The 24638-nt window shown below is 70.8% G+C and carries 21 protein-coding genes and 2 pseudogenes; 13 read left to right on the forward strand and 10 right to left on the reverse strand.

What is annotated here, in order from left to right:
• The 8 genes and pseudogenes from A5622_RS12675 to A5622_RS12710 form a co-directional block, all read left to right on the forward strand.
• Positions 1-1079 (forward strand): annotated as a pseudogene (locus A5622_RS12675) (5-(carboxyamino)imidazole ribonucleotide synthase); the annotation flags it as partial.
• On the forward strand, positions 1072-1584 hold the full coding sequence (gene purE, locus A5622_RS12680) for a 5-(carboxyamino)imidazole ribonucleotide mutase (RefSeq protein WP_066868523.1): 513 nt from the start codon (positions 1072-1074) through the stop codon (positions 1582-1584). The pseudogene A5622_RS12675 and the gene purE, both read left to right, overlap by 8 nt.
• A gap of 73 nt (positions 1585-1657) precedes the next feature.
• Positions 1658-2827 (forward strand): acyl-CoA dehydrogenase, encoded by a 1170-nt coding sequence (locus tag A5622_RS12685; RefSeq protein ID WP_066868521.1) that lies wholly within the window; start codon positions 1658-1660, stop codon positions 2825-2827.
• A 249-nt stretch (positions 2828-3076) separates the two neighbouring features.
• Entirely contained in the window at positions 3077-4222 is a 1146-nt protein-coding gene (locus tag A5622_RS12690; protein ID WP_156752942.1) for a PP2C family protein-serine/threonine phosphatase, read from the forward strand.
• The gene (locus A5622_RS12695; protein WP_066868517.1) at positions 4219-5817 is read left to right on the forward strand and encodes a CHASE3 domain-containing protein; all 1599 of its coding nucleotides are present in this window, start codon (positions 4219-4221) and stop codon (positions 5815-5817) included. Before A5622_RS12690 ends, A5622_RS12695 begins: the two co-directional genes overlap by 4 nt.
• Positions 5814-6263, forward strand: a complete 450-nt coding sequence (locus A5622_RS12700; protein ID WP_066868516.1) for a response regulator — start codon at positions 5814-5816, stop codon at positions 6261-6263. Before A5622_RS12695 ends, A5622_RS12700 begins: the two co-directional genes overlap by 4 nt.
• A 246-nt stretch (positions 6264-6509) precedes the next feature.
• Positions 6510-7616 (forward strand): phosphate ABC transporter substrate-binding protein PstS, encoded by a 1107-nt coding sequence (gene pstS, locus A5622_RS12705; RefSeq protein WP_066878837.1) that lies wholly within the window; start codon positions 6510-6512, stop codon positions 7614-7616.
• 18 nt (positions 7617-7634) lie between these two features.
• The gene (locus A5622_RS12710; RefSeq protein ID WP_066878839.1) at positions 7635-9587 is read left to right on the forward strand and encodes a serine/threonine-protein kinase PknD; all 1953 of its coding nucleotides are present in this window, start codon (positions 7635-7637) and stop codon (positions 9585-9587) included.
• 4 nt (positions 9588-9591) lie between these two features.
• On the opposite strand, the gene A5622_RS12715 is transcribed toward A5622_RS12710, so the two are convergent.
• The gene (locus tag A5622_RS12715; RefSeq protein ID WP_066878841.1) at positions 9592-10794 is read right to left on the reverse strand and encodes a CoA transferase; all 1203 of its coding nucleotides are present in this window, start codon (positions 10792-10794) and stop codon (positions 9592-9594) included.
• A 3-nt stretch (positions 10795-10797) separates the two neighbouring features.
• The gene (locus tag A5622_RS12720; protein ID WP_066868507.1) at positions 10798-11721 is read right to left on the reverse strand and encodes a class I SAM-dependent methyltransferase; all 924 of its coding nucleotides are present in this window, start codon (positions 11719-11721) and stop codon (positions 10798-10800) included.
• A gap of 138 nt (positions 11722-11859) precedes the next feature.
• Between A5622_RS12720 and A5622_RS12725 the strand changes: the two genes are divergently transcribed.
• The gene (locus A5622_RS12725; RefSeq protein ID WP_066878843.1) at positions 11860-12516 is read left to right on the forward strand and encodes a cation transporter; all 657 of its coding nucleotides are present in this window, start codon (positions 11860-11862) and stop codon (positions 12514-12516) included.
• A 4-nt stretch (positions 12517-12520) separates the two neighbouring features.
• Here the strand turns inward: A5622_RS12725 and ctpC are convergent, their stop codons facing one another.
• From ctpC to A5622_RS12745, 4 genes are all read right to left on the reverse strand, one after another.
• Positions 12521-14743: a manganese-exporting P-type ATPase CtpC gene (ctpC, locus tag A5622_RS12730; RefSeq protein WP_066878844.1), complete on the reverse strand. Its 2223-nt coding sequence runs from the start codon at positions 14741-14743 to the stop codon at positions 12521-12523.
• Between the two features lie 10 nt (positions 14744-14753).
• Positions 14754-15035, reverse strand: coding sequence for a DUF1490 family protein (locus A5622_RS12735; protein WP_066868504.1), 282 nt, complete (start codon positions 15033-15035; stop codon positions 14754-14756).
• A 115-nt stretch (positions 15036-15150) separates the two neighbouring features.
• Positions 15151-15867: a TIGR03089 family protein gene (locus A5622_RS12740; protein WP_066878847.1), complete on the reverse strand. Its 717-nt coding sequence runs from the start codon at positions 15865-15867 to the stop codon at positions 15151-15153.
• Positions 15868-15873: 6 nt separating this feature from the next.
• Entirely contained in the window at positions 15874-17346 is a 1473-nt protein-coding gene (locus tag A5622_RS12745; protein WP_066878849.1) for an LCP family protein, read from the reverse strand.
• A 99-nt stretch (positions 17347-17445) separates the two neighbouring features.
• Here A5622_RS12745 and rfbD point away from each other — a divergent pair, with 99 nt between their 5' ends.
• The 3 genes from rfbD to A5622_RS12760 are packed head-to-tail and all read left to right on the forward strand — an operon-like array spanning position 17446 to position 20336.
• Positions 17446-18363 carry a dTDP-4-dehydrorhamnose reductase gene (rfbD, locus tag A5622_RS12750; RefSeq protein ID WP_066878851.1) on the forward strand — a complete coding sequence of 306 codons (918 nt, stop codon included), beginning with the start codon at positions 17446-17448 and terminating at the stop codon, positions 18361-18363.
• Positions 18323-19246, forward strand: a complete 924-nt coding sequence (locus A5622_RS12755; protein WP_156752943.1) for a glycosyltransferase family 2 protein — start codon at positions 18323-18325, stop codon at positions 19244-19246. The genes rfbD and A5622_RS12755 overlap by 41 nt, the downstream gene beginning before the upstream one ends.
• 13 nt (positions 19247-19259) lie before the next feature.
• Entirely contained in the window at positions 19260-20336 is a 1077-nt protein-coding gene (locus tag A5622_RS12760; RefSeq protein WP_066868502.1) for a sugar phosphate nucleotidyltransferase, read from the forward strand.
• A gap of 62 nt (positions 20337-20398) precedes the next feature.
• Here A5622_RS12760 and A5622_RS12765 read toward each other — a convergent pair whose 3' ends face one another.
• From A5622_RS12765 to A5622_RS12780, 4 genes and pseudogenes are all read right to left on the reverse strand, one after another.
• Positions 20399-20941: an NUDIX hydrolase gene (locus A5622_RS12765; protein WP_066868486.1), complete on the reverse strand. Its 543-nt coding sequence runs from the start codon at positions 20939-20941 to the stop codon at positions 20399-20401.
• The gene (locus A5622_RS12770) at positions 20938-22524 is read right to left on the reverse strand and encodes a class I SAM-dependent methyltransferase (protein ID WP_066878853.1); all 1587 of its coding nucleotides are present in this window, start codon (positions 22522-22524) and stop codon (positions 20938-20940) included. Before A5622_RS12770 ends, A5622_RS12765 begins: the two co-directional genes overlap by 4 nt.
• 28 nt (positions 22525-22552) lie before the next feature.
• Entirely contained in the window at positions 22553-23902 is a 1350-nt protein-coding gene (locus A5622_RS12775) for a coenzyme F420-0:L-glutamate ligase (RefSeq protein WP_066878856.1), read from the reverse strand.
• Positions 23899-24375, reverse strand: a pseudogene (locus A5622_RS12780) (2-phospho-L-lactate transferase CofD family protein); the annotation flags it as partial. The gene A5622_RS12775 and the pseudogene A5622_RS12780, both read right to left, overlap by 4 nt.
• A gap of 1 nt (position 24376) precedes the next feature.
• Between A5622_RS12780 and A5622_RS28225 the strand changes: the two are divergent.
• Positions 24377-24638 (forward strand): 2-phospho-L-lactate transferase CofD family protein (locus A5622_RS28225; protein ID WP_369829238.1); only part of this gene is annotated, 262 nt, incomplete at its 3' end.

Genomic DNA, 24638 nt, shown 5'->3' on the forward strand with positions numbered 1-24638 from the left:
GGACGCCGAGGGCCTCGAGGCGGCGGCGCATGACGAGCTTGTCCTGGGCGTGCATCAGGGCCTGCGGCGGCGGCGCCACGTTGATGCCCTCGGCGACCAGCTTGTCCAGCAGTTCGTTTGGCACGTGTTCGTGGTCGAAGGTCAGCACGTCGGCGCCGCCGCCGCAGGCCCTGATGCACGCCCAGGACAAGCTCGTCATGCGCCGCCGCCTCGAGGCCCTCGGCGTCCCGGTGCCGCGCTACGCCGAGATCGGCAGCGTCGACGAACTGGACGCCTTCGCGCGGCGCATCGCCGGCCCGGTGGTCGTCAAAGCGGTCCGCGGCGGCTACGACGGGCGCGGGGTGCGGATGGCGCGCGACCCGTTGCACGCCCGCGAGATCGCGACCGCGTTCCTGGCCGATGGGGTGCCGGTGATGGCCGAGGAGCAGGTGAACCTGCGCCGCGAGCTTTCCGCCCTGGTGGCCCGGTCGCCGTTCGGCCAGGGTGCGGCGTGGCCGGTCGTCGAGACCGTGCAGCGGGACGGGATCTGCGTGCAGGTGATCGCGCCCGCGCCGGAGCTGTCCGGCGAGCAGGCCGCCGCCGCGCAGCAGCTGGCGCTGCGGCTGGCGGGCGAGCTCGGCGTGGTCGGGGTGCTCGCCGTCGAGCTGTTCGAGACCGGGGACGGCGAGCTGCTGGTCAACGAGCTGGCGATGCGGCCGCACAACTCGGGGCACTGGACCATGGACGGGTCGCGCACCAGCCAGTTCGAGCAGCATCTGCGTGCGGTGCTGGACTATCCGCTCGGCGACACCGACGCCCTGGCCCCGGTGACGGTGATGGCCAACGTGCTGGGCGCCCCCGAAATCCCGCGGATGAGCGTCGACGAGCGGCTGCACCACCTGTTCGCGCGGATGCCCGACGCCCGCGTGCACCTGTACGGCAAACAGGAACGACCCGGCCGCAAGGTCGGCCACATCAACTTCGTCGGCTCCAAGCCGGCGGATCGGGACTACGTCGCGAAGCTGCGGGAACGCGCCGAGCTGGCGGCACACTGGTTGTCACACGCGCAGTGGACGGACGGATGGGATCCACATGACTAATCGGGCCAGGGTCGGCGTGATCATGGGCAGCGACAGCGACTGGTCGGTGATGGCCGACGCCGCGGCGGCGCTGGCCGAGTTCGACGTGCCGGCCGAGGTTCGGGTGGTCTCGGCGCACCGCACCCCGCAGGTGATGTTCGACTACGCGCGCGACGCGGCCGGGCGCGGCATCGAGGTGATCATCGCCGGCGCCGGGGGCGCCGCGCATTTGCCCGGCATGGTCGCGTCGGCCACGCCGCTGCCGGTGATCGGCGTGCCGGTGCCGCTGGCGCGCCTGGACGGCCTGGACTCGCTGCTGTCGATCGTGCAGATGCCCGCGGGCGTCCCGGTGGCCACGGTCTCCATCGGGGGAGCCCGCAACGCGGGCCTGCTGGCCGTGCGCATCCTCGGTTCGTCGGACCCGGCGCTGCGGGCGCGGATCGTGGAGTTCCAGGACCAGCTGGCCGAGAGCGTGCGGGCCAAGGATGAGGCGCTGCAGCAGCGTCAGGGTAAAGTTACCGGCTAGTAGCCTGGCGACGAGGCGGGCCGCGCCCGCAGAGAAGCCGGGCATGTCGGCAGAGTGTTATTAGGAGGCCGAGATGGCTGGATGGGCCGGAAACCCCACCTTTGATTTGTTCCAATTGCCCGAGGAGCACACCGAATTGCGGGCCGCGATCCGCGCGCTGGCGGAAAAGGAGATCGCCCCGCACGCCGCCGACGTGGACGAGAACTCCCGGTTTCCCGAGGAGGCACTGGAGGCGCTGATCGCCTCTGGTTTCAACGCCGTGCACGTGCCCGAGGAGTACGGCGGGCAGGGCGCGGACTCGGTGGCCGCCTGCATCGTGATCGAGGAAGTCGCCCGCGTGGACACCTCGGCCTCGCTGATTCCGGCGGTCAACAAGCTGGGCACGATGGGGCTGATCCTGCGCGGCTCGGACGAGCTGAAGAAGCAGGTGCTGCCGTCGATCGCCGACGGAACCGCGATGGCGTCCTACGCGCTGAGCGAGCGCGAGGCCGGCAGCGACGCGGCCTCGATGCGGACCCGCGCCAAGGCCGACGGCGACGACTGGATCCTCAACGGCGCCAAGTGCTGGATCACCAACGGCGGCAAGTCGAGCTGGTACACGGTGATGGCCGTGACCGACCCGGACAAGGGCGCCAACGGCATCTCGTCGTTCATGGTGCACAAGGACGACGAGGGCTTTTCGGTCGGGCCCAAGGAGAAGAAACTGGGCATCAAGGGCTCGCCGACCACCGAGCTGTACTTCGAGAACTGTCGCATCCCGGGTGACCGGATCATCGGCGAACCCGGTACCGGCTTCAAGACCGCGCTGGCGACGCTGGACCACACCCGGCCCACCATCGGCGCCCAGGCGGTCGGCATCGCCCAGGGCGCGCTGGACGCCGCCATCGCCTACACCAAGGACCGCAAGCAATTCGGCCGTCCGGTCAGCGACAACCAGGGCGTGCAGTTCATGCTCGCCGACATGGCCATGAAGGTCGAGTCCGCGCGGCTGATGGTGTACCACGCCGCCGCCCGCGCCGAGCGTGGCGAATCCAACCTGGGCTTCATCTCCGCCGCATCCAAGTGCCTGGCCTCCGACGTCGCGATGGAGGTCACCACCGACGCGGTGCAGCTCTTCGGGGGCGCCGGCTACACCGTCGACTTCCCGGTCGAGCGGATGATGCGCGACGCCAAGATCACCCAGATCTACGAGGGCACCAACCAGATTCAGCGCGTCGTGATGTCACGGGCGCTGCTGCGCTGATCGGCTTCCGGCGATGCTCTTGCGAAATGCCGAGCCGCACCGCTTAGGATCTCCACTCGGTGCGTGAAGTCCACACCGACGGTCGGTAAACAGCCACCGACTCACGTCCGACCACCGTCACGGAGCAAAGGGTCTTGTCGCGGCAAGGGGGTCTGCTGTGCAGAACATGACTTCCGCTGCCCGTTCACAGATGGCCGGGAATTGATACCGACGCGCGCTGCAGCCACCCCGACGGCGAGTTGGCAGTCGTTGTCGTTGCTGTTGGTCGAGGACGACCGTGCCGACGCGGTGCTGGTGGAAGACCTGATCACCGACGCGGTCACCGACATCCGCGTGGTGTGGGCGAAGTCGATGGCGCACGCCGAACGCGAGCTGGTGTCCGCGCGGCCCGACTGCGTGCTGCTGGATCTGCACCTGCCCGACGCCAGCGGGATCGACGCGTTGAACCGCATCGCCAGCCTCGACGCGACCGTCCCGATCGTGGTGCTGACCGGGCTGAACGACGAATACTTCGGGGCGTCGGCCGTCGCCGCCGGCGCCCAGGACTACCTCGTCAAGGGCCGGGTCGAGCCGGAGATGCTGCGCCGCGCGCTGCTCTACGCGATCGAGCGCAAGCGTGCCGAGCTGATCGCCGCCGATCTGCACGCGACGCAGCTGCGGGCCCGGGAGAACGCGCTGCTGGAACGCGGGCTGCTGCCGTCGCCGCTGCTGCTGGACAACCCGGGCGTCGACATCGTCGCCCGATACCGGCCGAGCCGCGAAGACGCTTTGCTGTGTGGGGATTTCTACGACGTCGTCCAGACGCCCGACCGGGTCGTGCACGTGCTGATCGGCGACGTCGCCGGGCACGGCCCGCACGAGGCGGCGCTGGGCGCGGCCCTGCGCATCGCCTTTCGCGCGCTCACCTTCGCCGGTGTGCACGGCGTCGAATTGATGCGCCAGCTCGAGCGGGTCTTGTACTCGGAACGCACCGGCACCGGCACTTTCGCGACCGTGCTCACGCTGGAGATCTCCCCGGACAGCCCGCGGGTCAGCGTCATCCGCGCCGGCCATCCCGGGATGTTGCTGCAGGCCGGCGGGACCGTGCAGTGGCTGGAGCCGCCGGGTGGCCCGGCGCTGGGCCTGGGGGCCGGGCACTGGCCGCAGGAGGGGCTGGAGCTGCGCGCGGGTGAGGGTCTGCTGTTGCTGACCGACGGGCTCTACGAGGGGTATTCGGGCGAAGGCACGCAACGCCTCGGCGAGGACGGCCTGCTCGCCCTGGCCCGCAGGCACGCCAACCGGCCCGGCCCCGAGTTCGTCGACGCGCTGATCAACGGGGCGCAGGAACTCGCTCAGCCCCGCGGCGGCCTCACCGATGACATCGCCGTGCTGCGGCTGGAGAGGACGACCCCGTGACGGCATCGCGTCCGCATCGGTTGACCGACCTCACCGTGCGGGGATGGCTGGCGCTCGTGCTGTGGATCTTGGGCGCCACGGTGCTGGTCGGGGCGCTGGTCGGCGCGGCGTTACTGCACCGCACCGACGAGGTGTCGCGCGAGTTGGCCCAGAACATTCAGCCTGCGCGCGTCGCAGCGGCGCGTTTGCAGTCGGCGGTGCGTGACCAGGAGACGGGCATGCGCGGCTACCTGATCACCGCGGACCGGCAGTTCCTCGCGCCGTATTACGACGGGCAGCGCGCCGAACAGGATGCGGCCAGCGAGGTTCGGCGTCTGGTGGGTGGCCGCGCGGAGCTGATGGCCGATCTGGACGCGGTGGAAGCCGCCGCCGCCGACTGGCGGACGAACTATGCCGAGCCGCTGATCGCCAACGTGGCTCCCAGGACCCCGACCTACGTGAGCCCCCGCACGGCCGACATGGGCAAGGTCAAATTCGATCATCTGCGTGCACTATTCGAAACGCAGAACACGCACCTCGCGGTGGCCAGAACGGCTGCCATCGACGAGCTCAACGAGATCAACGGCTGGCGCGACTGGGTGCTGGGCGCCACGGTGCTGATAATCATCGGCGCCGCCACGGCGCTGGGGTTGCTCAGTCGCGCGGCGATTACCCGGCCGATCGCGGCGCTGGCCGCGGCCTGCCGGCGGATCACCGAGGGCAACTTCGACGAGACGATCTCGCCCCCGCGGCGGCCCAGGGACATCCGGAACATGGCGATCGACGTGGAGAACATGCGCAAGCGCATGGTCGAGGAGCTCGCGGTGTCGCAAAGCGCCCAGGCGCAACTGGACGAGCAGGCCGCCGAATTGCGCCGATCCAACACCGAACTCGAGCAGTTCGCCTACGTCGCCTCCCACGACCTGCAGGAGCCGCTGCGCAAGGTCGCGTCGTTCTGTCAGCTGCTGGAAAAGCGTTACGGCGACCAGCTGGACGAGCGCGGCATCGAATACATCGGCTTCGCGGTCGATGGCGCCAAGCGCATGCAGGCGCTGATCAACGACCTGCTCACCTTCTCCCGGGTCGGCCGGCTGGGCACCACCGAAACCGAGGTGGCCCTCGACGCGACGCTGGATGCCGGCCTGGCCAACCTGGCCGTGGCGATCGAGGAGGCTGACGCCGAAATCGTGCGCCCGGAGCCGCTCCCGCAGATCGTCGGGGATCCGATGCTGCTGACGATGCTGTGGCAGAACCTGGTCGGCAACGCGATCAAGTTCCGGCACAAGGATCGTCGCCCCCGCATCGTCATCGAATGCGTGCCCGGCACCGGCACGCACGACGGGCAGTGGCTGCTGAGCGTGGCGGACAACGGCATCGGCATCCCCGAGGAGTTCTCCGACAAGGTCTTCGTGATCTTCCAGCGGCTGCACGGCCGGGATGTGTACGCCGGCACCGGAGTTGGCCTGGCCCTGGTCAAGAAGATCATCGAGCACCACGGCGGCACCGTCCGGATCGACACGTCCTACACCGACGGGACCCGGTTCGAATTCACCCTGCCCATGCCCGAACCCGTCGACGAAGAAGACCCGGTCGCTTTGGAAGGAGCGCATCAATGACGACACCCGAAGGCAGAGCGATCGACATCCTGCTCGTCGAGGACGACCCGGGCGACGAGCTGATCACGCGAGAGGCGTTCGAGCACAACAAGCTCAAGAACCGGCTGCACGTCGCCCACGACGGGGAGGAAGGCCTCAACTACCTCTACCGGCGGGGTGAATACGCCGACGCCCCGCGCCCCGACCTCATCCTGCTCGATTTGAACCTGCCCAAGTACGACGGCCGTCAGCTGCTGGAGAAGATCAAGTCGGATCCCGACCTGGCCCGCATCCCGGTCGTGGTGCTCACCACCTCCTCGGCGGAGGAGGACATCCTCAAGAGCTACAAGCTGCACGCGAACGCCTACGTCACCAAACCCGTCGACCTCGATCAGTTCATGAAGGCCGTCCGGCAGATCGACGAGTTCTTCGTTCAGGTGGTGCGGCTCCCGGGCAACGGGAGCTGATCGCGCGGCGCCCGCCGCGATAACCAGCCGAGCAACCAGCTCAGCACGATCAGCAGCAGGAACACGGTTCTGGGCCTCTCATCAGCGTTCGATGCTACGTGCCTCCCGGCGAACAGCGGGCACACAGTTACCTCTTATTGGATGTCAAGGGTTTGTATATTCACGATTGGTTAACTTTTGTTGTCCCCTGGGCAGTAGCCGGCGGCTTTTCCCGGCGTCCCCCGCCGCGAGGTGCGAAGGAGTTGCGTGAGGTTCGCTCGATACGGCACAGCGCTGAGCCTGGCGGCCGTGACCGCCCTGGCGCTGACGGGCTGTGGCGACCACTCGAACTCGTTGGGCTCCGGGGGCAAGCCGGCGTCGGTGGACTGCGGCGGCAAGAAGGTGCTCAAAGACAGCGGCTCGACCGCGCAGCAGAACGCGATCGAACAGTTCGTCTACGCCTACGTCCGCGCCTGCCCCGGCTACACGCTGGACTACAACGCGAACGGCTCCGGCGCCGGCCTGACCCAGTTCCTCAACAACCAGACCGACCTCGCCGGTTCCGATATCCCCCTGGACCCCTCGACCGGTCAGTACGACCGGGCGGCGCAGCGATGCGGCTCGCCGGCCTGGGACCTGCCCACCGTGTTCGGGCCGATCGCGGTCACCTACCACCTCTCCGGGGTAAACGGGCTGAAGCTGGATGGTCCCACCGTCGCGAAGATCTTCAACGGCGCCATCACCAAGTGGGACGACCCGGCGCTGAAGGCCATCAACCCGGGCCTGAACCTGCCGTCGACGCCCATCGCGGTCATCTTCCGCAGCGACAAGTCCGGCACCACCGCCAACTTTCAGAAGTACCTCGACGGCGCGTCCAACGGCGCCTGGGGCAAGGGCACCAGCGAGATGTTCACCGGCGGGGTCGGGCAGGGCGCCAGCGGGAACAACGGCACCTCCGCACTGCTGCAGAACACCGACGGGTCGATCACCTACAACGAGTGGTCCTTCGCGGTGGGCAAGCAGCTGACCATGGCGTCGATCATCACGTCGGCGGGCCCGGACGCGGTGCCGATCACCAAGGACTCCGTCGAGAAGACGATCGCCGGGGCGACCGTCAGTGGCCAGGGCAACGACCTGGTGCTGGACACCTCGTCGTTCTACAAGCCGACCCAGCAGGGCGCGTACCCGATCGTGCTCGCGACGTATGAAATCGTCTGCTCGAAGTACCCGGACGCGGCCACGGGCGCGGCGGTGAAGGCGTTCATGCGGGCGGCGATCGGTCCGGGGCAGGACGGTTTGGACCAGTACGGTTCCATCCCGCTGCCCAGCTCGTTCACGGCGAAGCTGTCGAGCGCGGTCAATGCGATTTCCTGACGGTAAGGAGGCTCGACGGTGAGCGATGGCGCGCCGGCCGCGCGGGTCGGGTCGTGGTTCGGGCCCTACCGGCTGGTGCGACTACTGCGCCAGGGCGGCATGGGCGAGGTTTACGAGGCCGAGGACACCCGCAAGGGTCGCATGGTGGCCCTGAAGCTGATCTCGCAGCAGTTTTCCGGCAACCCGGAGTTCCGTGCGCGGCTGCAGCGCGAGGCCGATATTGCGGGACGGCTGACCGAACCGCATGTGGTGCCGATCCACGACTACGGCGAGTTCGACGGACGCTTTTACGTGGACATGCGCCTCGTCGACGGCGTCAATCTGGCCACGCTGTTGCATCGGGACGGGCCGTTGGCCCCGCCGCGGGCGATCGCCATCATCAGCCAGGTCGCCGCCGCGCTGGACGCCGCGCACGCCACCGGGGTCACGCACCGCGACGTCACACCGGGCAACATCCTGGTCACCCCCAGCGACTTCGCCTACCTGGCGGATTTCGGCATCGCACGGGCCGCGTCGGATCCGGGGCTGACCCAGGTCGGGACCGCTATCGGAACGTATTACTACATGGCCCCGGAACGATTCACCGACGACGAGGTCACCCATAGCGTCGACATCTATTCGCTCGCATGCGTTTTGAGCGAGTGCCTGACCGGCTCGCCGCCCCACCGGGCCGACACCGTCGAACGGCTGGTCGCCGCGCACCTGACCAAGACGGCCCCGCCGCCCAGCCAATTGCGCCCCGGCGCGTTTCCGCCCGCCCTGGATCAGGTGATCGCCAAGGGCATGGCCAAACGCCCCGAGGACCGCTATCGCACCGCGGGCGAATTCGCCTCCGCCGCCCACGACGCGCTGACCACCGCCGAGCAGCGCAAGGCCAGCACGATCCTGCGCGACGGCCAGATCGCGGCAATGGGCGCGTACGCTGCGTCGCCGAGCGCCGATACCGTGGCCGGCCCGCTGCCCCCGGCAGCGGGCGGTGCGAAAAGCGAACGGTCCGGCCCTCGACCGTCGCTGATCCGCGCCGCCCCAACGGCATCCGGTCGCGCGTATCCCCCCGCCCCGGACTTCGGGCGCCCAGCCGCGCCGACCGACAACAAACGCAGGCAGTGGATCATCGTCGGCGCCATCGCTTTGGTCGCGCTGGTCGCGTTCGTCGTGGCGGTCCTCGGCTACCTGTCCACCGGGTCGTCGGGACCCTCCAAACAGGCCGGCGGCCAAAGTGTGTTGCCCTTCAACGGTATTGACTTCCGTCTCTCCCCGGGCGGCGTGACGCTGGACAGCGCCGGCAACGTCTACGTCACCAGCCAGGGCATGTACGGCCGGGTGGTGAAGTTGGCGGCGGATTCGCAGGCCACGACCGTGCTGCCGTTCAACGGGCTCTACCAGCCACAGGGCCTGGCCGTCGACGGCGCGGGAACGGTGTACGTCGCCGATTTCAACAACCGGGTGATCAGCATGGCCGCGGGCTCCAACAGTCAGAAGGAACTGCCGTTCACCGGCCTGAACTACCCGGAGGGCGTCGCGGTCGACAGTCAGGGCGCCGTGTATGTCGCCGACCGCGGCAACGGCAGGGTGGTGAAAATGGCAGCGGGGTCCACGACCCAGACCGTGCTGCCGTTCAACGGGCTGAACAACCCGGACGGGGTGGCCGTCGACCCGGCGGGCAACGTCTACGTCGCGGACACCGACAACAACAGGGTGGTCAAGCTCGACGCGGCGTCAAACACCCAGTCGGAGTTGCCATTCCACGACCTGTCCGTGCCCTGGGGCATCGCGGTGGACAACAGCGGAACCGTCTACGTCACCGAGCACGACAAGAGCGACGTGGTGAAATACGCTCCGGGCGCGACCACCGGGACGGTCATGCCGTTCGACGGGCTCAACACTCCGCTGGCGGTGACCGTCGGCAAGGACCAGAACGTCTACGTCGCCGACCGCGGCAACAACCGGGTGGTCAAGCTGACGCCGTGAACGCCTACGGCGTGGGCTGCGCTGCGCCCAGATACTCCTCGGTGTGCTGGCCGAGGGCCGGGGGCGGGTCGGTGGCCCACCCAGCTGACAAGGCCTCGAAGCTGGAATAGCGTGCGGGAGTGCGGATTACGGTGACCCGATCTTCGCCCTCGCCGACCGGCAGGGCCAGCTCGTTCTCGGCGAACAGCGCGGTGCTCACCACCTGCTTCCAGGTGTAGGCGTGGCAGGCCATCAGGCCGCCCTCCTGCAGCAGCCGCACCCATTCGTCGGCGGTCTTGGCGGCCAGCGCCTTCTCGAGTTCCTCGGTCAGTTCGGGATAGTTGAGCGCCCGCGCCCGCTGGTCGATGAACCGCTCGTCGTCGCGCATGTCGGGGCGGCCGATGATCTCGCACAGCTTGTCCCAGTGCTTGGGCACGTACGCGCTGATCACCAGGTAGCCGTCGGCGGCCTTGAACGCGTCCGACGGCTGGGTGGCGAATCCAACGCCCTTGCGCCGCTTGGTCTTTGGCGCATCTGGCTTGGGGGCCTCGGTCGGCTTGTTCAGGTGGATGGTCAGCTGGCTGGCCTGCAGGCTGACCGCGACGTCGTACATGGCGACCCGCACCACGTCGGCGACGCCGTGGCGCTCGCGGTTGAGCAGCGCGGCCAGCACCGCCTGGGCCAGCACGTGACCGCTGGCGGCGTCGACGAGCTGGAACGGGATGATCTGGGGTTTGCCGGTGGGCGTGGGCATCCCGGTGGTCATGCCCGACTCGGCGGCCACCATCAGGTCGACGCCCGGTCGGCTGCCCTGCGGGCCGTTGCCGCCGTAGGCCGAAAGGCGCGCGTAGATGAGCTTGGGATTGCGCGATTGCAGCTCGTCGGGGCCCAGGCCCAGGCGTTCCATCACCCCGGGCCGAAAGCCTTCCAGCACAACGTCCGCGGTGTCGACCAGTCGCAGGATCTGTTCCTTGGCCTCGTCGCTGCGCAGGTCGGCCATCACCGACTTCTTGCCGCGGTTGTGGGGGAGGAACAGGGTGGCCAGCGGCGGGCGCCCGGGCAACACCGCCGTGATGTGCCGGGCGGCCTCACCGACGGGCGCCTCGATCTTGATGACCTCGGCGCCCAGATCGGCCAGCACCTGTCCGGCCAGCGGGCCGGCGATGTTCTGGGTGAAGTCGAGCACGCGGAATCCGTCAAGTGGCTTGGCGGGCTTGCTGTTCGGCATCGTCTACCCCGTCTTGTTCAGCACCGCGGTGCAGTAGTAGTTCTGGGCGAAAGGCGCATCGGGGTCGGTCGACTGCAGCGGCAGCCCGGCGTTGGCCAGCAGCTGGTTGAGCGGGGTGCGGACCGGCTGCCAGCCCCGCTGCTGCAGGTAGGTCGCCACGTCATTGCGCTCGCCGGGGAAGCCCAGCTCGCCCAGGGCAATGTCCAGGCCGTTGCGTCGCCACTTCTCGCTGGCGGCATTCAGGGCGTCGCCGTTGATGCCGGTGTTCGCGAACACCTCGGCCACCAGCTGGCTGCCGTCGGCGGACAGGGCGGTGACGTTGTCCAGCAAGCGATCCTGGGCCTCGGGCGGCAGGAAGCCGACCAGCCCCTCGGCCGCCCAGGCGGCGGGTCGCCCGGTGTCGAAGCCGGCCTGGCGCAGCGCCGCCGGCCAGTCGTGGCGCAGGTCGATGGGGACGGCGCGCACCTCGGCGGTCGGCTGGGCGCCGAGTTCGGCGATGGTGGCGGCCTTGAACTCGAGGACCTGCGGCTGGTCGATCTCGAACACCGTGGTGCCCGGCGCCCACGCCAGCCGATAGGCGCGCGCGTCCAGGCCGGAGGCCAGGATGACCACCTGGTCGATGGCTGGATCCTTCTGGGCGCCCGCCTCGGCGAAGAAGGCGTCGATGTAGCGGGTGCGGGCGGCGAGCATGTCGGTCATGCGTTGCATGCCCCACGGGGCGCCGGGCTCGTCGACGTCGGCGGAGTCCAGTTCGCCGGCGGCCCAGCGGGTCATGAAGTCGACGCCGACCGCGCGCACCAGCGGCTCGGCGAACCGGTCGTCGATCAGCCCGTCGCGGGTGGCCCGGGCCCGCCCGGCGGCCACCATGGTGGCGGTCGCTCCCACGCTGGTCGCCAGGTCCCAGGTGTCGTCGTCGGTGCGCGCCATGGAGGAAATCCCTTCCGCTCTACTGGTTAGCCACAATAACTACCGGCGCCGCGGCGCGAGTCGCGAGGTGCGACACAGATCGATCACGGCCGGGCGTTGCGGCGGCGGGGCCCGCCGCGCCGCCGCTAGCCTCGCGCCATGACCACTTCGGTTGTCCTCGAGCAGCAGTGCGGGAGCAGCGCGGCGCGTGACGTCGACTGGCGGCGCGGCGCCGCGCGGGCGCGGCGGTTGGCCTGGATCAGCCTGGCGGTGGTGCTGGTCGAGGGTGTCGTCGGGCTGTGGCAGGGGTTGTCGGTGTCCTCCGTCGCCCTGACCGGCTGGGCACTGGGTGGCGCGTCGGAGGCGCTGGCCAGCGCCATGGTGGTGTGGCGGTTCAGCGGGGCGCGCGCCTGCTCCGAGCGGGCCGAGCGGCGCGCGCAACGCGGTGTGGCGGTGTCGTTCTGGTTGACCGCGCCGTACGTCGCCGCCGAGTCGATCCGCGAGCTGGCCGCCGAACGGCACGCCGAGACCTCGGCGATCGGCATCGGGCTGACCGCCCTCGCGCTGGTGCTGATGCCGGTGCTGGGCCGGGCCAACCACCGGTTGGGCGCCCGGCTGGGCTCGGGGGCCACCGAGGCCGAAGGCGTCCAGAACTACCTGTGCGCAGCCCAGGCCGCCGGGGTGCTGATCGGCCTCGCGATGACGGCGCTGTGGTCCGGCGCGTGGTGGATCGACCCGGCCGTCGGGCTGGCCATTGCCGGTGTCGCGCTCTGGCAGGGGCTGCGCGCCTGGCGAGGCCAGGAGTGCGGCTGCTGATGCCCTAGCCGGCGCGCTCGCCGTTCGTCGCGGCGCGCGGCGCGTCCAGCCGGTAGCGGATCAGCCGGGAGCTGTTGGCCACCACCGCCACCGACGAGGCGTTGTGCAGGATCGCGGCCAGCACCGGGGACAGCGCCCCGCCCGCGCCGATGATCAGCCCGGCGGCGTTGACGGCGATGGACATGCCGTAGTTCTCCCGGATGACGTCGACCGCGCGGGCGCCCAGGTCGCGCACGTCGAGCAGCCGGTGCAGGTCGTCGTTGGCCAGCGCCACGTCGGCGGTCTCGACGGCGACGTCGGTTCCGGCCAGCCCCATCGCGATGCCGATGTCGGCGGCGGCCAGCGCGGGCGCGTCGTTGATGCCGTCGCCGACCATGCCGACGGTGTAGCCCTCGTCCTGCAGGTCGCGCACCGCCGCGAGCTTGTCCTCCGGCATCACCTCGGCGCGCCACTCGTCGATCCCGAGCTCGCCCGCGACCACCTCGGCGATGTCCGGGTGATCTCCGGTGAGCATGACGATGCGGCGAATGCCGTTGGCGCGCAGCTTCTTCAGCACCTCGGACGCCTCGGGACGCACCTCGTCACGCAGGCTGATCAGCCCCACCAGCTTGCCGTCGACGGCCAGCAGCAGCGGGGTTTCGGCCTGACGGCGCAGCCGGTCCACCCACTCCGAGGCCTTCTTGGACACCCGCACCTTCTCGGCGCGCAGCAGCCCGGGGCTGCCCAGCAGCAGGGTCCGGCCGTCGGCCCAGGTCCGCATGCCCAGCCCCACCAGGACCTCGCACTCCTCGTGCGGCGGGATGGTGATGTGGCGTTCCTCGGTGGACCGGATCACCGCCTCGGCCAGCGGGTGCCGGGAGTGGATCTCCGAGCTGGCCGCATACGCCAGCACCTGCTCGGGTTGCCAATCCTTATGCAGCGCAATGATATTGGTCACCACCGGGCGCCCGACCGTGAGCGTGCCGGTCTTGTCGAACACGATCGCGTCCACCCGGCCGGCCTGCTCGAGGTGCGAGCCGCCCTTGATCAGGATGCCGCGGCGCGCCCCGTTGCCGATCGCCGCGCTGATCGCGGTCGGGGTGGCCAGCCCCACCGCGCACGGGCAGGCGATCAGCAGCATGGTCATCGCCCGGCGCACATCGCCGGTGACGACCAGCGTGATGGCCGAGACGATGAACGAGGTGGGAACGAAACGGCGCGAGAAGTTTTCGCCGACGGTCTGGATCGGCGCGCGGTCGTGCTGGGCCTCCTCGACCCGGGTGATGATGCGGCCGATGGTGGTCTGATTGCCGACCGCGCTGGCGCGCACCACCAGGCGTCCGCGGACCACCACCGAGCCCGCGTGCACGTGCGCGCCCACCACGACGCTGACCGGCAGGTTCTCCCCGGTGATCGCCGACTGGTTGACGATCGCCTCGCCGTCGACCACCTCGCCGTCGACCGGGATGGCCACGTGGTCGTGCACCACCACCTCGTCGCCGATCTGCACGGTGTCGATGGGCACCTGGACCTCGTTGCCGCCGTCGTCGAGCCGGATCCACGCCGTGTCCTGGCTGCCGCGCAGCAGTTCGGAGATGGCGCGGCGGGTCCGCCGCAGCGTCAGATCCTGAAGGTACTCACCGATATTGAGCAGCCACAGCACGGTCAGCGCGACGACGTTCTCGCGCAGCACAAGGCTGGCCACGGTCGCCGCCGAGACCAGCGCGTCGGTTCCGGCCCGCCCGGAGCGCAACGAGCGCAGCGCGCCCCGCAGGAAGGGGTAGCCGGTGAAGACGGTGACGCCGGTGGCGAACAGCCGGCCGCTGGGGCCCAGCAGTGGCGGGCGCGCAAAGACGTAGCGGCGCACCCCGAGCAGGGCCAGCGCGGCGCCGCCGATCACCATGCGCAGCACGTCGGCGTTGCGGATCTCCTCCGAATGCGGCGCGCGGGCCGGGATCAGCTCGGCGGCGACGTGCGCCGCCTCGCCGATGGCGGCCAGCACCGAGGACCGGTCGCAGCGCCGGGGCGAATACCAGACGACGACCGATCCGGTGCGCGGGTAGGCGTGCACCACCCGCACGCCCGCGCACTTGGCGACGGCCTCTTCGACCGCCACGGCGCGCCGGGTGTCGGCGCGGACCCAGCCGACGGCCACCCGCATGCGCCCGGCCGCATCCGAAATGACATGCAGCGCAGGGTCTTCGGTTCGCGCCTCGTCTGCGATGTCGGGGACTAGGGCGAGGTCCATGTCGAGGGAATCAGTGCTCGTGGTCGTGGGGGGCGGCGACCGACGGGGTGGGGGCCTCCTCGCCGATGCGTTCGCGGGCCTCGGCCATCACGTCGGCGAGCCGCAGCCGTGCCGACTCGGCGGCCTCCTCGGCCTTGCGGGTGCCGCGCAGCCCGAGTTCGGCGCCCTTGACCGCGGTCTCGTGCAGCGGTGCCTTGGCCACGGCCTTGCGCACCACCTCGTAGGCCGTCACGCCGACCAACCCGGTGACCACCGTGCCTGCCGCCTTCGCCAAGAGCCCGTACACCGCCATTGCCGCAACCCTCCTGTTTCGCCTCAGCGTTTAGCCCATGCTTGCACGACGTTAACATCGAAATATAGCGATATCAATATGTATCGGCCGCGCCCTGGCGGGCGGTGCCGGGCCGCTACAGCACCCGGGTGACCTTTTCGGTCTCGATGCGGCGCTGTTGTGCGGCCGGGTCGGCGTTGGCCACCTGCACCAGCGAGCCGCCGACGGCCAGGATGGCCAGCAGGTGATCCACCAGCTCGGCGGGACCGGACCACGACGCGCCGGACAGCACCCGGTCGCCGGACGTCAAACCCCTTGCCGCGGCCGACCTTTGGCAATCGGCCAGCACCTCGTCGACCGATCGCCCGCCCAGCGCCGGACCGGGTCGCGGTTCGGGAACGATCTGATCGCCGTGCACCCGCACCGCGGTGGCGTAGTCCGTCACCCCGATCGGCAGGTCGGGTGCCGGGCGGCCGAACGGGTCCAGCGACAGCACCGCCACCTCACCCCCGGCCACCGCCTCGTCGGCCTCGTCCAGTCGCTGCGCCGTGCATAGGGCCACGTCGGCCGGGCCCGCCAGCACCGCCTCGGCGCCGATCCACCACACCCCGAACAGCACCGCCGCCGTCTGCCAGTGCGCGGGCAACAGGATCGCCACCCGGCTGGCCGGCCCGGCGCCCAGCTCGTCGCGCAGCAGGTTGGCGGTCTTGGCGGCCCAGTTGGCCAGCGTCACGCCGGACAGTTCGATGCGCTCGCCGGTGGCGTCGTCGTAGTAGGTGATGCGCGGTCCCACCGGATCGGCCCGCAGCAGCGGATCGAGGATGGCCCCGCTCAGCGTGATCGATTGCGGCACAGGTCGTCAGTTTATGCACTCGGGCTTGTCGGAACCGGCGGTCAGGATCGGCGATGGCGCCGGAGCCTTAGGGTCGGTCGTCACCGCACCGGCGGTCGACACCTTGGCGGGCATGATCGTCGCGTCGCCGGACAGGCCCGAGCCCGGACCGCTGTAGTCGTTGGCCAGCACCACCCGCACCGCGCCCGGCGCCAGCGAGGTGTCGGCGACCACCGGCAGCCCACCCAGTTCCTTGGAGATCTCCTTGGCCCCCAGGTCGTCGCTCTTGGCGGCGCGCACCTGGCTGGTCTTGACGTGCCCGCCGTCGTTGTTGCCCACCGTTCCGGGTGCAAAACCCTTGGCGCTCAACACGTCGGACACCGCCGCGGCCAAGCCGTTGATGTCGGTGTCATTGACGACGCTGGCGGTGGTCTTGGCCGGGGTGTAGGCGATCTCCTCGGTCTTGCCCTGTTCCTGCTCGTGCAGCAGGCCGCCGACCCAGTCAGCGACCTGATGCGGGTCCAGCCGCACCACGCTCTGCATGCCGTCGTCGCTCCAGCCGGCGCCGTCGAGCACCGGGATGGTGGCGAATGCGACGTTGCCACCGGCCAGCTTCTGCATCTGTTGCACGAAATCCATGACGTCCCAACCGGCGGAGATCACCACCGAGCGCTGGACGGCGGCCTCCAGCCGCTTGACCGTGCTGGGGCTGGACAGCGTCTGCCCGGAGATGACCCGGTGGGCCAGCGAGGCCATCACCACCTGCTGGCGCACCACCCGGTCTAGGTCGCCGCGCGGCAGCTCGTGGCGCTGACGCACGAAGCTGAGCGCTTCGGGGCCGCTGAGTCGTTGCGGGCCGGCGGGGAAGTCGGCGCCCGAAAGCGGTTCGAACACCGGCTCTTTGAGGCAGACGTCGACGCCGCCGAGGGCGTCGGTGATCAGCGAGAAGCCCAGCAGGCCGATCTCGGCGTAGTGGTCGACGGTGACGCCGGTGAGGTCGGCGACGGTCTTGATCAGCGCCTCGCGGCCGGCCTCGGTGCCCTGGGCGGCCGCGTCGGCGGCGGAGTCGCCGGCCCTGACCAGCGCGGCGCGCTTGGCCTCCCGGGTCTGGCCGTAGACGCCGTTGATCTTGGTCTTGCCCAGGCCCGGGGCGGCGACGTAGGAGTCGCGCGGGATCGAGATCGCGGTGGCCGACTTCCCGTTGTTAGGGATGCGGATCAGGATGATCGTGTCGGTGTTGGTGGCTTCCTCGTCGCCGGCCTTGAGCGTGTCCAGCTCCTCCTGGGTCAACGGGTTGCCGTGCGCGTCGGTGCGGCTGTCGAGGCCGACCAGCAGGATGTCGATCGCGCCGTCGTCGCCGCCCTTGCCCAGCGAGGGCGCGGACATGTGAAAGATGCCGTCTTCGAAGGACCGCACATTGGTCCACGCGATCCCGGTGCCGAGGACGACCGCGAGCGTCAGCGCGGTGGCAATCACACGAACCACACGTTGCACAGGCATCCCACTACATTACTTGCGACACAGGAGCTTCACGGGTAGCCGGCGCCCGCGCGCCCCGGCCTTCGTCCCGGCGTTTCGGGCCATGCCAAACTGAAAACCATGTCAGCCAGGATCGTGATTGCCGGCGCCGGTGGGCAGCTGGGCGGCTATTTGACCTCGTTGGCGGCGACTCAGGGCCGCGACGCGCTGGCGCTGACGTCGTCGCAGTGGGACATCACCGATCCCGCCGCCGCGCAACGGATCGTGCAGCGCGGCGACGTCGTCATCAACTGCGCGGCCTACACCGACGTCGACGGCGCCGAGAGCGACGAGGCCGGCGCGTTCGCGGTCAACGAGACCGGCCCCGGCCACATAGCCGCGGCCTGCGCGAAGGCAGGCGCCCGGCTGATCCACGTCTCCACCGACTACGTGTTCAACGGGGATTTCGGCGGTGCCGCGCCCCGGCCGTACGAGCCCACCGATCAGACCGCGCCGCAAAGCGTCTACGCCCGCAGCAAGGTCGCGGGGGAGCGGGCCGTGCTCGCGGCGCTGCCCGAGGCGGTCGTCGTCCGCACCGCCTGGGTCTACACCGGCGGCACCGGCAAGGACTTCGTCGCGGTGATGCGCCGCCTGGCCGCCGGCGACGGCCCGGTCGACGTGGTCGACGACCAGACCGGCTCGCCGACCTACGTCGGCGACCTGGCCGCCGCGCTGTTGCAGATCGTCGACGATCGCGTGCCGGGCCCGATCCTGCACGCCGCCAACGAGGGCGCCTGCTCGCGGTTCGAGCAGGCCCGCGCGGTCTTCGAGGAATGCGGTGCCGACCCGGCGCGGGTGCGCCCCGTCACCACCGCACAGTTCCCGCGGCCGGCCCCCCGGCCCCCTTACACCGCGCTGGGCAGCGGCCAGTCCGTCGCGGCGGGCCTGCGGCCGCTGCGGCCCTGGCGCCCCGCGCTTGCCGCGGCGCTGGCCGCCGCCCGCGCAGGCACGGATGGCGATGGCGGGGCCGAGCGGCCGGTACCCTCTACGCGTGACTGACGTCCTGCCGGTCGTGACGGTGACCTACTCACCGGGCCCACACCTGGAGCGCTTCCTGGCCTCGCTGTCGCTGGCCACCGAGCGCGAGGTGTGCGTGCTGCTGGCCGACAACGGCTCCACCGACGGCACCCCGCAGGCGGCCGTCGATCGCTACCCCAACGTGCGGCTGTTCCACACCGGCGCCAACCTCGGCTACGGGACCGCGGTGAATCGGGCCGTCGCGCAGCTGGACCGCGACGGCGACTGGGTTATCGTCGCCAACCCCGACGTGCAGTGGGGACCGGGCAGCATCGACGCGCTGCTCGACGCCGCGGCGCGCTGGCCGCGCGCCGGCGCGCTGGGGCCGCTGGTCCGCGATCCCGACGGGTCGGTGTACCCGTCGGCGCGCCACCTGCCCAGCCTGATCCGCGGCGGCATGCACGCCGTCGTCGGGCCGTTCTGGAAGACCAATCCGTGGTCGGCGGCCTACCGCCAGGAGCGCCTCGAGCCCAGCGAGCGGCCGGTGGGCTGGCTGTCGGGCTCGTGCCTGCTGGTGCGCCGGTCGGCGTTCGGCCAGATCGGCGGGTTCGACGAGCGCTACTTCATGTACATGGAGGATGTCGACCTGGGCGACCGGCTGGGCAAGGCCGGCTGGCTTTCCGTCTACGTGCCGTCGGCCGAGGTGCTGCACCACAAGGGCCACTCCACCGGCGGGGACCCGGCCAACCACCTGGCCGCGCACCACAAGAGCACGTATCTCTTTCTCGCCGACCGGCATTCCGGCTGGTTGCGCGCTCCGCTGCGCTGGACGCTGCGCGCCTCGCTGGCGGTGCGGTCGCGCCTGATGGTGCGCAGCGCGCTGCGCGCGGCCGGGCGGCAGAAACTCCTAGAAGGGCGACACTGAGGTGGCTGATCTGGTGGGGGGTCCGCAAGTCGATGTGGTGATCCTGGTCGGGGGCAAGGGCACCCGGCTGCGGCCGCTGACGTTGTCGGCGCCCAAGCCGATGCTGCCCACCGCCGGATTGCCGTTCCTGACCCATCTGCTGTCGCGGGTCGCCGCGGCGGGCATCGAGCACGTCATCCTCAGCACGTCGTATCAGGCGGCGGTGTTCGAGGCGGAGTTCGGCGACGGGTCCAAGCTCGGCCTGCAGATCGAGTACGTCACCGAGGAGCGGCCGCTGGGCACCGGCGGCGGAATCGCCAACGTCGCAGGGCATCTGCGGCACGACACGGTGATGGTGTTCAACGGCGACGTGCTCTCCGGGGCCGACCTGGGTCAGATGCTCGACTTCCACTCCGCGCAGGAATCCGACGTCACCCTGCACCTGGTCCGCGTCGGCGACCCGCGGGCGTTCGGCTGCGTGACCACCGAGGAGGGCCGGGTGACCGCGTTCCTGGAGAAGACCCAGGATCCGCCGACCGACCAGATCAACGCCGGCTGCTACGTCTTCTCGCGCGCGGTGATCGACCGGATCCCGCGCGGCCGTGAGGTGTCGGTGGAACGCGAGGTGTTTCCCGCGCTGCTGTCGGATCCCGACGTCAAGGTCTGCGGCTACGTCGACGCCAGCTACTGGCGCGACATGGGCACCCCGGAGGACTTCGTCCGTGGCTCGGCCGATTTGGTGCGCGGCATCGCGCCCTCGCCGGCCCTGCACGGCCACCGCGGCGAGCAGTTGGTGCACGACGGCGCGGCGGTGTCGCCGGGCGCGGTGCTGGTCGGCGGGACGGTCGTCGGGCGCGGCGCCGAGATCGGCCCCGGCGTGCGGCTGGACGGCGCGGTGATCTTCGACGGCGTCAAGGTCGAGGCGGGCAGCGTGATCGAGCGGTCGATCATCGGCTTCGGCGCCCGCATCGGCCCCCGGGCGCTGATCCGCGACGGGGTGATCGGCGACGGCGCCGACATCGGGGCGCGCTGCGAGCTGTTGCGCGGCGCCCGGGTGTGGCCGGGTGTCTCGATTCCCGACGGCGGGATCCGCTACTCGTCCGACGTATAGCCGGGCTTGATCTGCTGAATGTGAAGTTAACTTCACACTCGGCGGCCAGCGTGAAACGAACTTCACACTCGGCGGGCCTGGGCCCGCTCGACCAGATACGCCAGCGCGTAATCCGTTCCGTCCGGTAGGGCGTCGACGGGCCACCACCTCAGATCGTCGGACTCGTCGCTGATCGCGATCCGCGCCCCCGCCGGCGCGTGCGCGACGAATTGCAGATCCAGATGGCGGGTCGGCACCCCCAGCGAGCAGACCACCGGATGCACGTGCACCGCGGCCAGCCGCGGTGGCATCCGCAGCCCGTCGATACCGGACTCCTCGGTGGCCTCGCGCAGCGCCGCGGCGACGATGTCGGCGTCGCCGTCGTCGCAGTGACCACCCAGCTGCACCCACCGGCCCAGGCGGCGATGCAGGGTCAGCAGCACCCGATCGCCGGAGTGGTCGAGCACCAGCGCCGACGCGGTGACGTGGCCGGGCACGCACTCGCGGCGGCAGGCATCGCTGCGGGCGTGCACGAAGGCCAGCACGGCGTGCCGCACCGAATCCTGGGCCGCGTCCGGGGGATCCCAGCCGGACAGCATCGCGATCGCCGACTCCCGGACGCTCATCGCGACCCCCGCCGATTGCGCCTGTCCCGCAGCGACGCCCACGCCGCACGGCAGCCGGCCACCACCTCGGCCGGCAGGCCCAGACCGTCGATCAGCACGCGCCGGTCGACGACGTCGAGCGCCTTGTCGATCTCGTTGGCCTTCAGCAACAGGTCCACGTCGCAGGCCAGCCCGGCATCGGCGAGCGCCGGCGGCGGAATGGGCAGCTGCTCGGCCTCGCGGGGCTCGAGCTCCAAAACGCCCCCGCCATAGCTGCGGCCCAGGATCTCGGCGAACGCGAACGTCGCGCTGTTGTGGAACACCGCGGCCAGCGCGGCCGGATCGACGGGGACATCGGAGCCGGCGGTCAGGCGCACCCGGTGCACGGTATCGGTGCTCGTGGCCGCCGCGGCGTTGACGGTCAGCCGCGGCGCCCGGTGAATCTGGCGCAGCAGGAACAGGTCGGGCTGCCACGGCGACGGCGTGCGCCACCAGGGCTTGCGGATCGAGCACTTGTAGCCGCGGTGCACCCCGGCGGCCTCACCGGCGCGGATGTGGGCGCTCAGCGCGGCGTCGGCCGGCTCGGGCGGCGCGTTGAGCAGCCAGCTGCGGTGCCCGGCGGCGACATCGCTTGTCCGGCAATCGGTGTCGTAGATCAGCCCGGACAGCTGGGCGCTGCGCGAAACGAGCGGGACGCAGTGCGGCCGCAACCCCAGCTCCCCGGCCCGGGCGTCGGTGAACGTGAAGAAGGCGTTGCGCCCGGTCACGATGCCGACGTCCACCTCGGCGAAAGAGCCCAGCTTCGACAGGGCGCCGGAACCCTTGAGCTCGCGCAGCAGCCCGATCGCGGCGGGGTCCAGAAAGTACTTGGTCCACTTCTCGTTTTCGTGCAGCAGCGCGGGCGCCCATTCGGCGGCCAGGTCCGCGCGCGCCAGCGCCTCGGCGTCTCGCAGGTGCACGGTGCGGATGCGGGCGGGGCCGGGGCCCACCACGCCGCAGAACAGCACGACCTCCTGCAGGATGCCGTCGAACACCAGGCGCTCGAAGGTCAGCAGGGTGATCTCGCGGAATCGGCTCAGCAGGAACTCGCGCAACTGTGCGGCGTAGGTGACCTGGAGCAGCTCGGCCGGCAGCACCAGACCCACCCGTCCGCCGTCGCGCACCAGCACGGTGCTCGCCACCACGAACGGAACCCAGGCGTTGGTCAGCCGGGTGGGGCGCAGGCCCTCGCGCCGCATCACCTCCAGCGCCGGATCGCGCTGCGGCGCGGGCCAGTTGCCGAACCGGATGTAGGGCGGGTTGCCGGCGACGCCGTCCCAGCCGCCGGGTTCGGCGGTGGCAAGCCAGCCGAACAGGCTCGCGTTGTCGACGGGCGCGAACCGGCGCGACTTGGCCGCCTCGCCCGCGATCAGCTCCACACCGCGGACCTCGTCGCTCAGGCCGGCCAGCTCGCGCAGGATGGCGCCGTCACCGCAGGAGGGCTCGACGATCCTGGGCCCGGCCTCGCGGACCCAGCCGGCCAGGAAGCGGGCCACCGGCGCGGGGGTGTAGTAGCCGCCGCGGAGCTTGTCGGCCGTGGCCGCCGCCTTGCCTGCGAACGTCATGGGCTCAGTATCTTTCGAAAATCCGGCATCACTTGCGGATCAGCAGATCACCGGTGTCCGCCGGATCGCGCGGCCCGGCCGGTTCGGCGGCGTAGCCGATGGCGATGGCGCCCAACGGCTCCCAGTCGGCGGGCAGGTCGAGCTCGGCGCGCACCAGGTCGGCGGCGAAGATCGTCGAGCCGATCCAGCAGCTGCCCACCCCGCGCACCGCCAGCGCGACCAGCAGGGCCTGCACGGCCGCACCGACCGCCACGGTGAACATGGTGTGCTCGGCGTCGGTGCGCGCGGCGTCGGGGTAGGAGTGGGCGCCGTCGGGCACCAGGAACGGGATGACGACCTCGGGCGCGTCGTAGAGGATCTGGCCGCGCGCCACCCGGCGGTCGATCGAGTCGGCGGGCCGGCCGTCACCGGCGAGGTCGGCGCGCCACTTGTCCTTCATGCGGTCCAGCAGCCGGGTCCGGGTGGCCGGGGTCCGCAGCCAGACGAACCGCACCGGGCGGGTGTGGTGGGGCGCCGGCGCGGTCAGCGCCTCGGCGACGGCGGCCTCCAGCAGGTCGGCGGGCACCGGCTCGGCGCTGAACCGGCGCACCGACCGGCGCAGCAGCTGCGCCTCGCGCCGGCCCATGTCGAGGGCCTCGGCGGTGCCGAGCCAGAACAGGTCCTCGGTGCCCGGCCGCAACAGCCGCCGCGCCGTCGACCCGTCGTCGGTCACGGACAGCCCGCGCACCACCGCGACCGGCATCGCGGTCAGTTTGCCCTTGACCAGGTCGGCGGCCGCGGCGATCTCGTCGGCGATCGCCACCTCGGTGACCAGTAGCTCGTTGCCGTGCTGGTCGACGGCCCCCGAATAGCCGTGCAGCACAGCCAGACCCGCCGCGCCCACCGCCGCGTCGGTCTGGCCGTTGCGCCAGGCGCGCCCCATCGTGTCGGTGATGACGACGGCGACCTCGACCCCCAGCCGCTCGCGCAGCGCCGCGCGCAGCGCCGCGGCGCTGCCGTCGGGGTCGACCGGCAGCAGCGCCAGTTCGTCACGCCCGACGTTGGACCCGTCCACGCCCGCGGCGGCCTGCACCAGGCCGATCCGGTTCTCGGTGATCAGGGTCCGGCCCTTGCGGGCCAGCACCCGGACGGCCTCGTCGTCGACCAGCTTGCGCCGCAGTCGGTCGCGCTCCTCGGGATCGCGCGGCGCCGGCACCAGCCGGCCCTCGCACTTGGACACCACCTTGCTGGTGACCACCACGACGTCGCCGTCGCGCAGCCACGGCGCGGCGGCGGCCAGCGCCGCGCCCAGATCGTCGCCGGGCCGGAATTCGGGCAGCCCGGCCACGGGCAGGATTTCGATCGCGGCGGCCGCGCCGTGCTCGCCGGCGCGCGTCACGGGCTCACCCCCGCCAGGTCCAGTCCGGCGCGGACCATCTCGGCGGTCGCCTTGGGATCGGTCATCACCAGCGGCACCGAGCGCACCGCCACGCCGTCGATGTCGGCGCGATCGTCCTCGCTCACCAGCCAGCCGTCCAGGATGCCGGTGTCGCGCCGGGCGCCGTAGTGGCGGCCGACCGCCTCGGCGGTGGACTCGACCCCGATCACCGACAGGCAGGCATCGGCCATGCCGCGCAACGGCTTTCCACCGATGATCGGCGAGTAGCCGACGATCGGGGCGCGCGCCGCGCGCAACGCGCCGCGGAGGCCGGGCACCGCCAGGATGGCGCCGACGCTCACCACCGGGTTGGACGGCGCCAGCAGGATGACGTCGGCGTCCGCGATGGCCGCCGTGGCATCGGTTGTGGCGGTCGCCTTTTCGGCGCCGACGAACGCGAAGCTGTGGGTGGGCACCCACCTGGTGCGCACCCAGATGCTCAATGCCGGCTATCCCCTCTCGCAGATCACCACCGCGCTGTGCGACCGCTGGCAGCCCGGCGCGCGGCTGCTGCCCGCCAGTGACGACCGCTGCGAGACCCACGTGGTGGTAACCGATCCCGACGACGGCAGCCGGCGGGCCATCCACTTCCAGGAGTGGTGGGTGCGCTACCGGGCCCAGGTGCCCACCCACAGCTTCGCGTTCGTCGGCGCCGAAAAGGCGACCGCCACAACCGATGCCACGGCGGCCATCGCGG

The organism is Mycobacterium sp. 1245801.1 (genome assembly GCF_001673055.1).
GTDB lineage: Bacteria > Actinomycetota > Actinomycetes > Mycobacteriales > Mycobacteriaceae > Mycobacterium > Mycobacterium europaeum_A.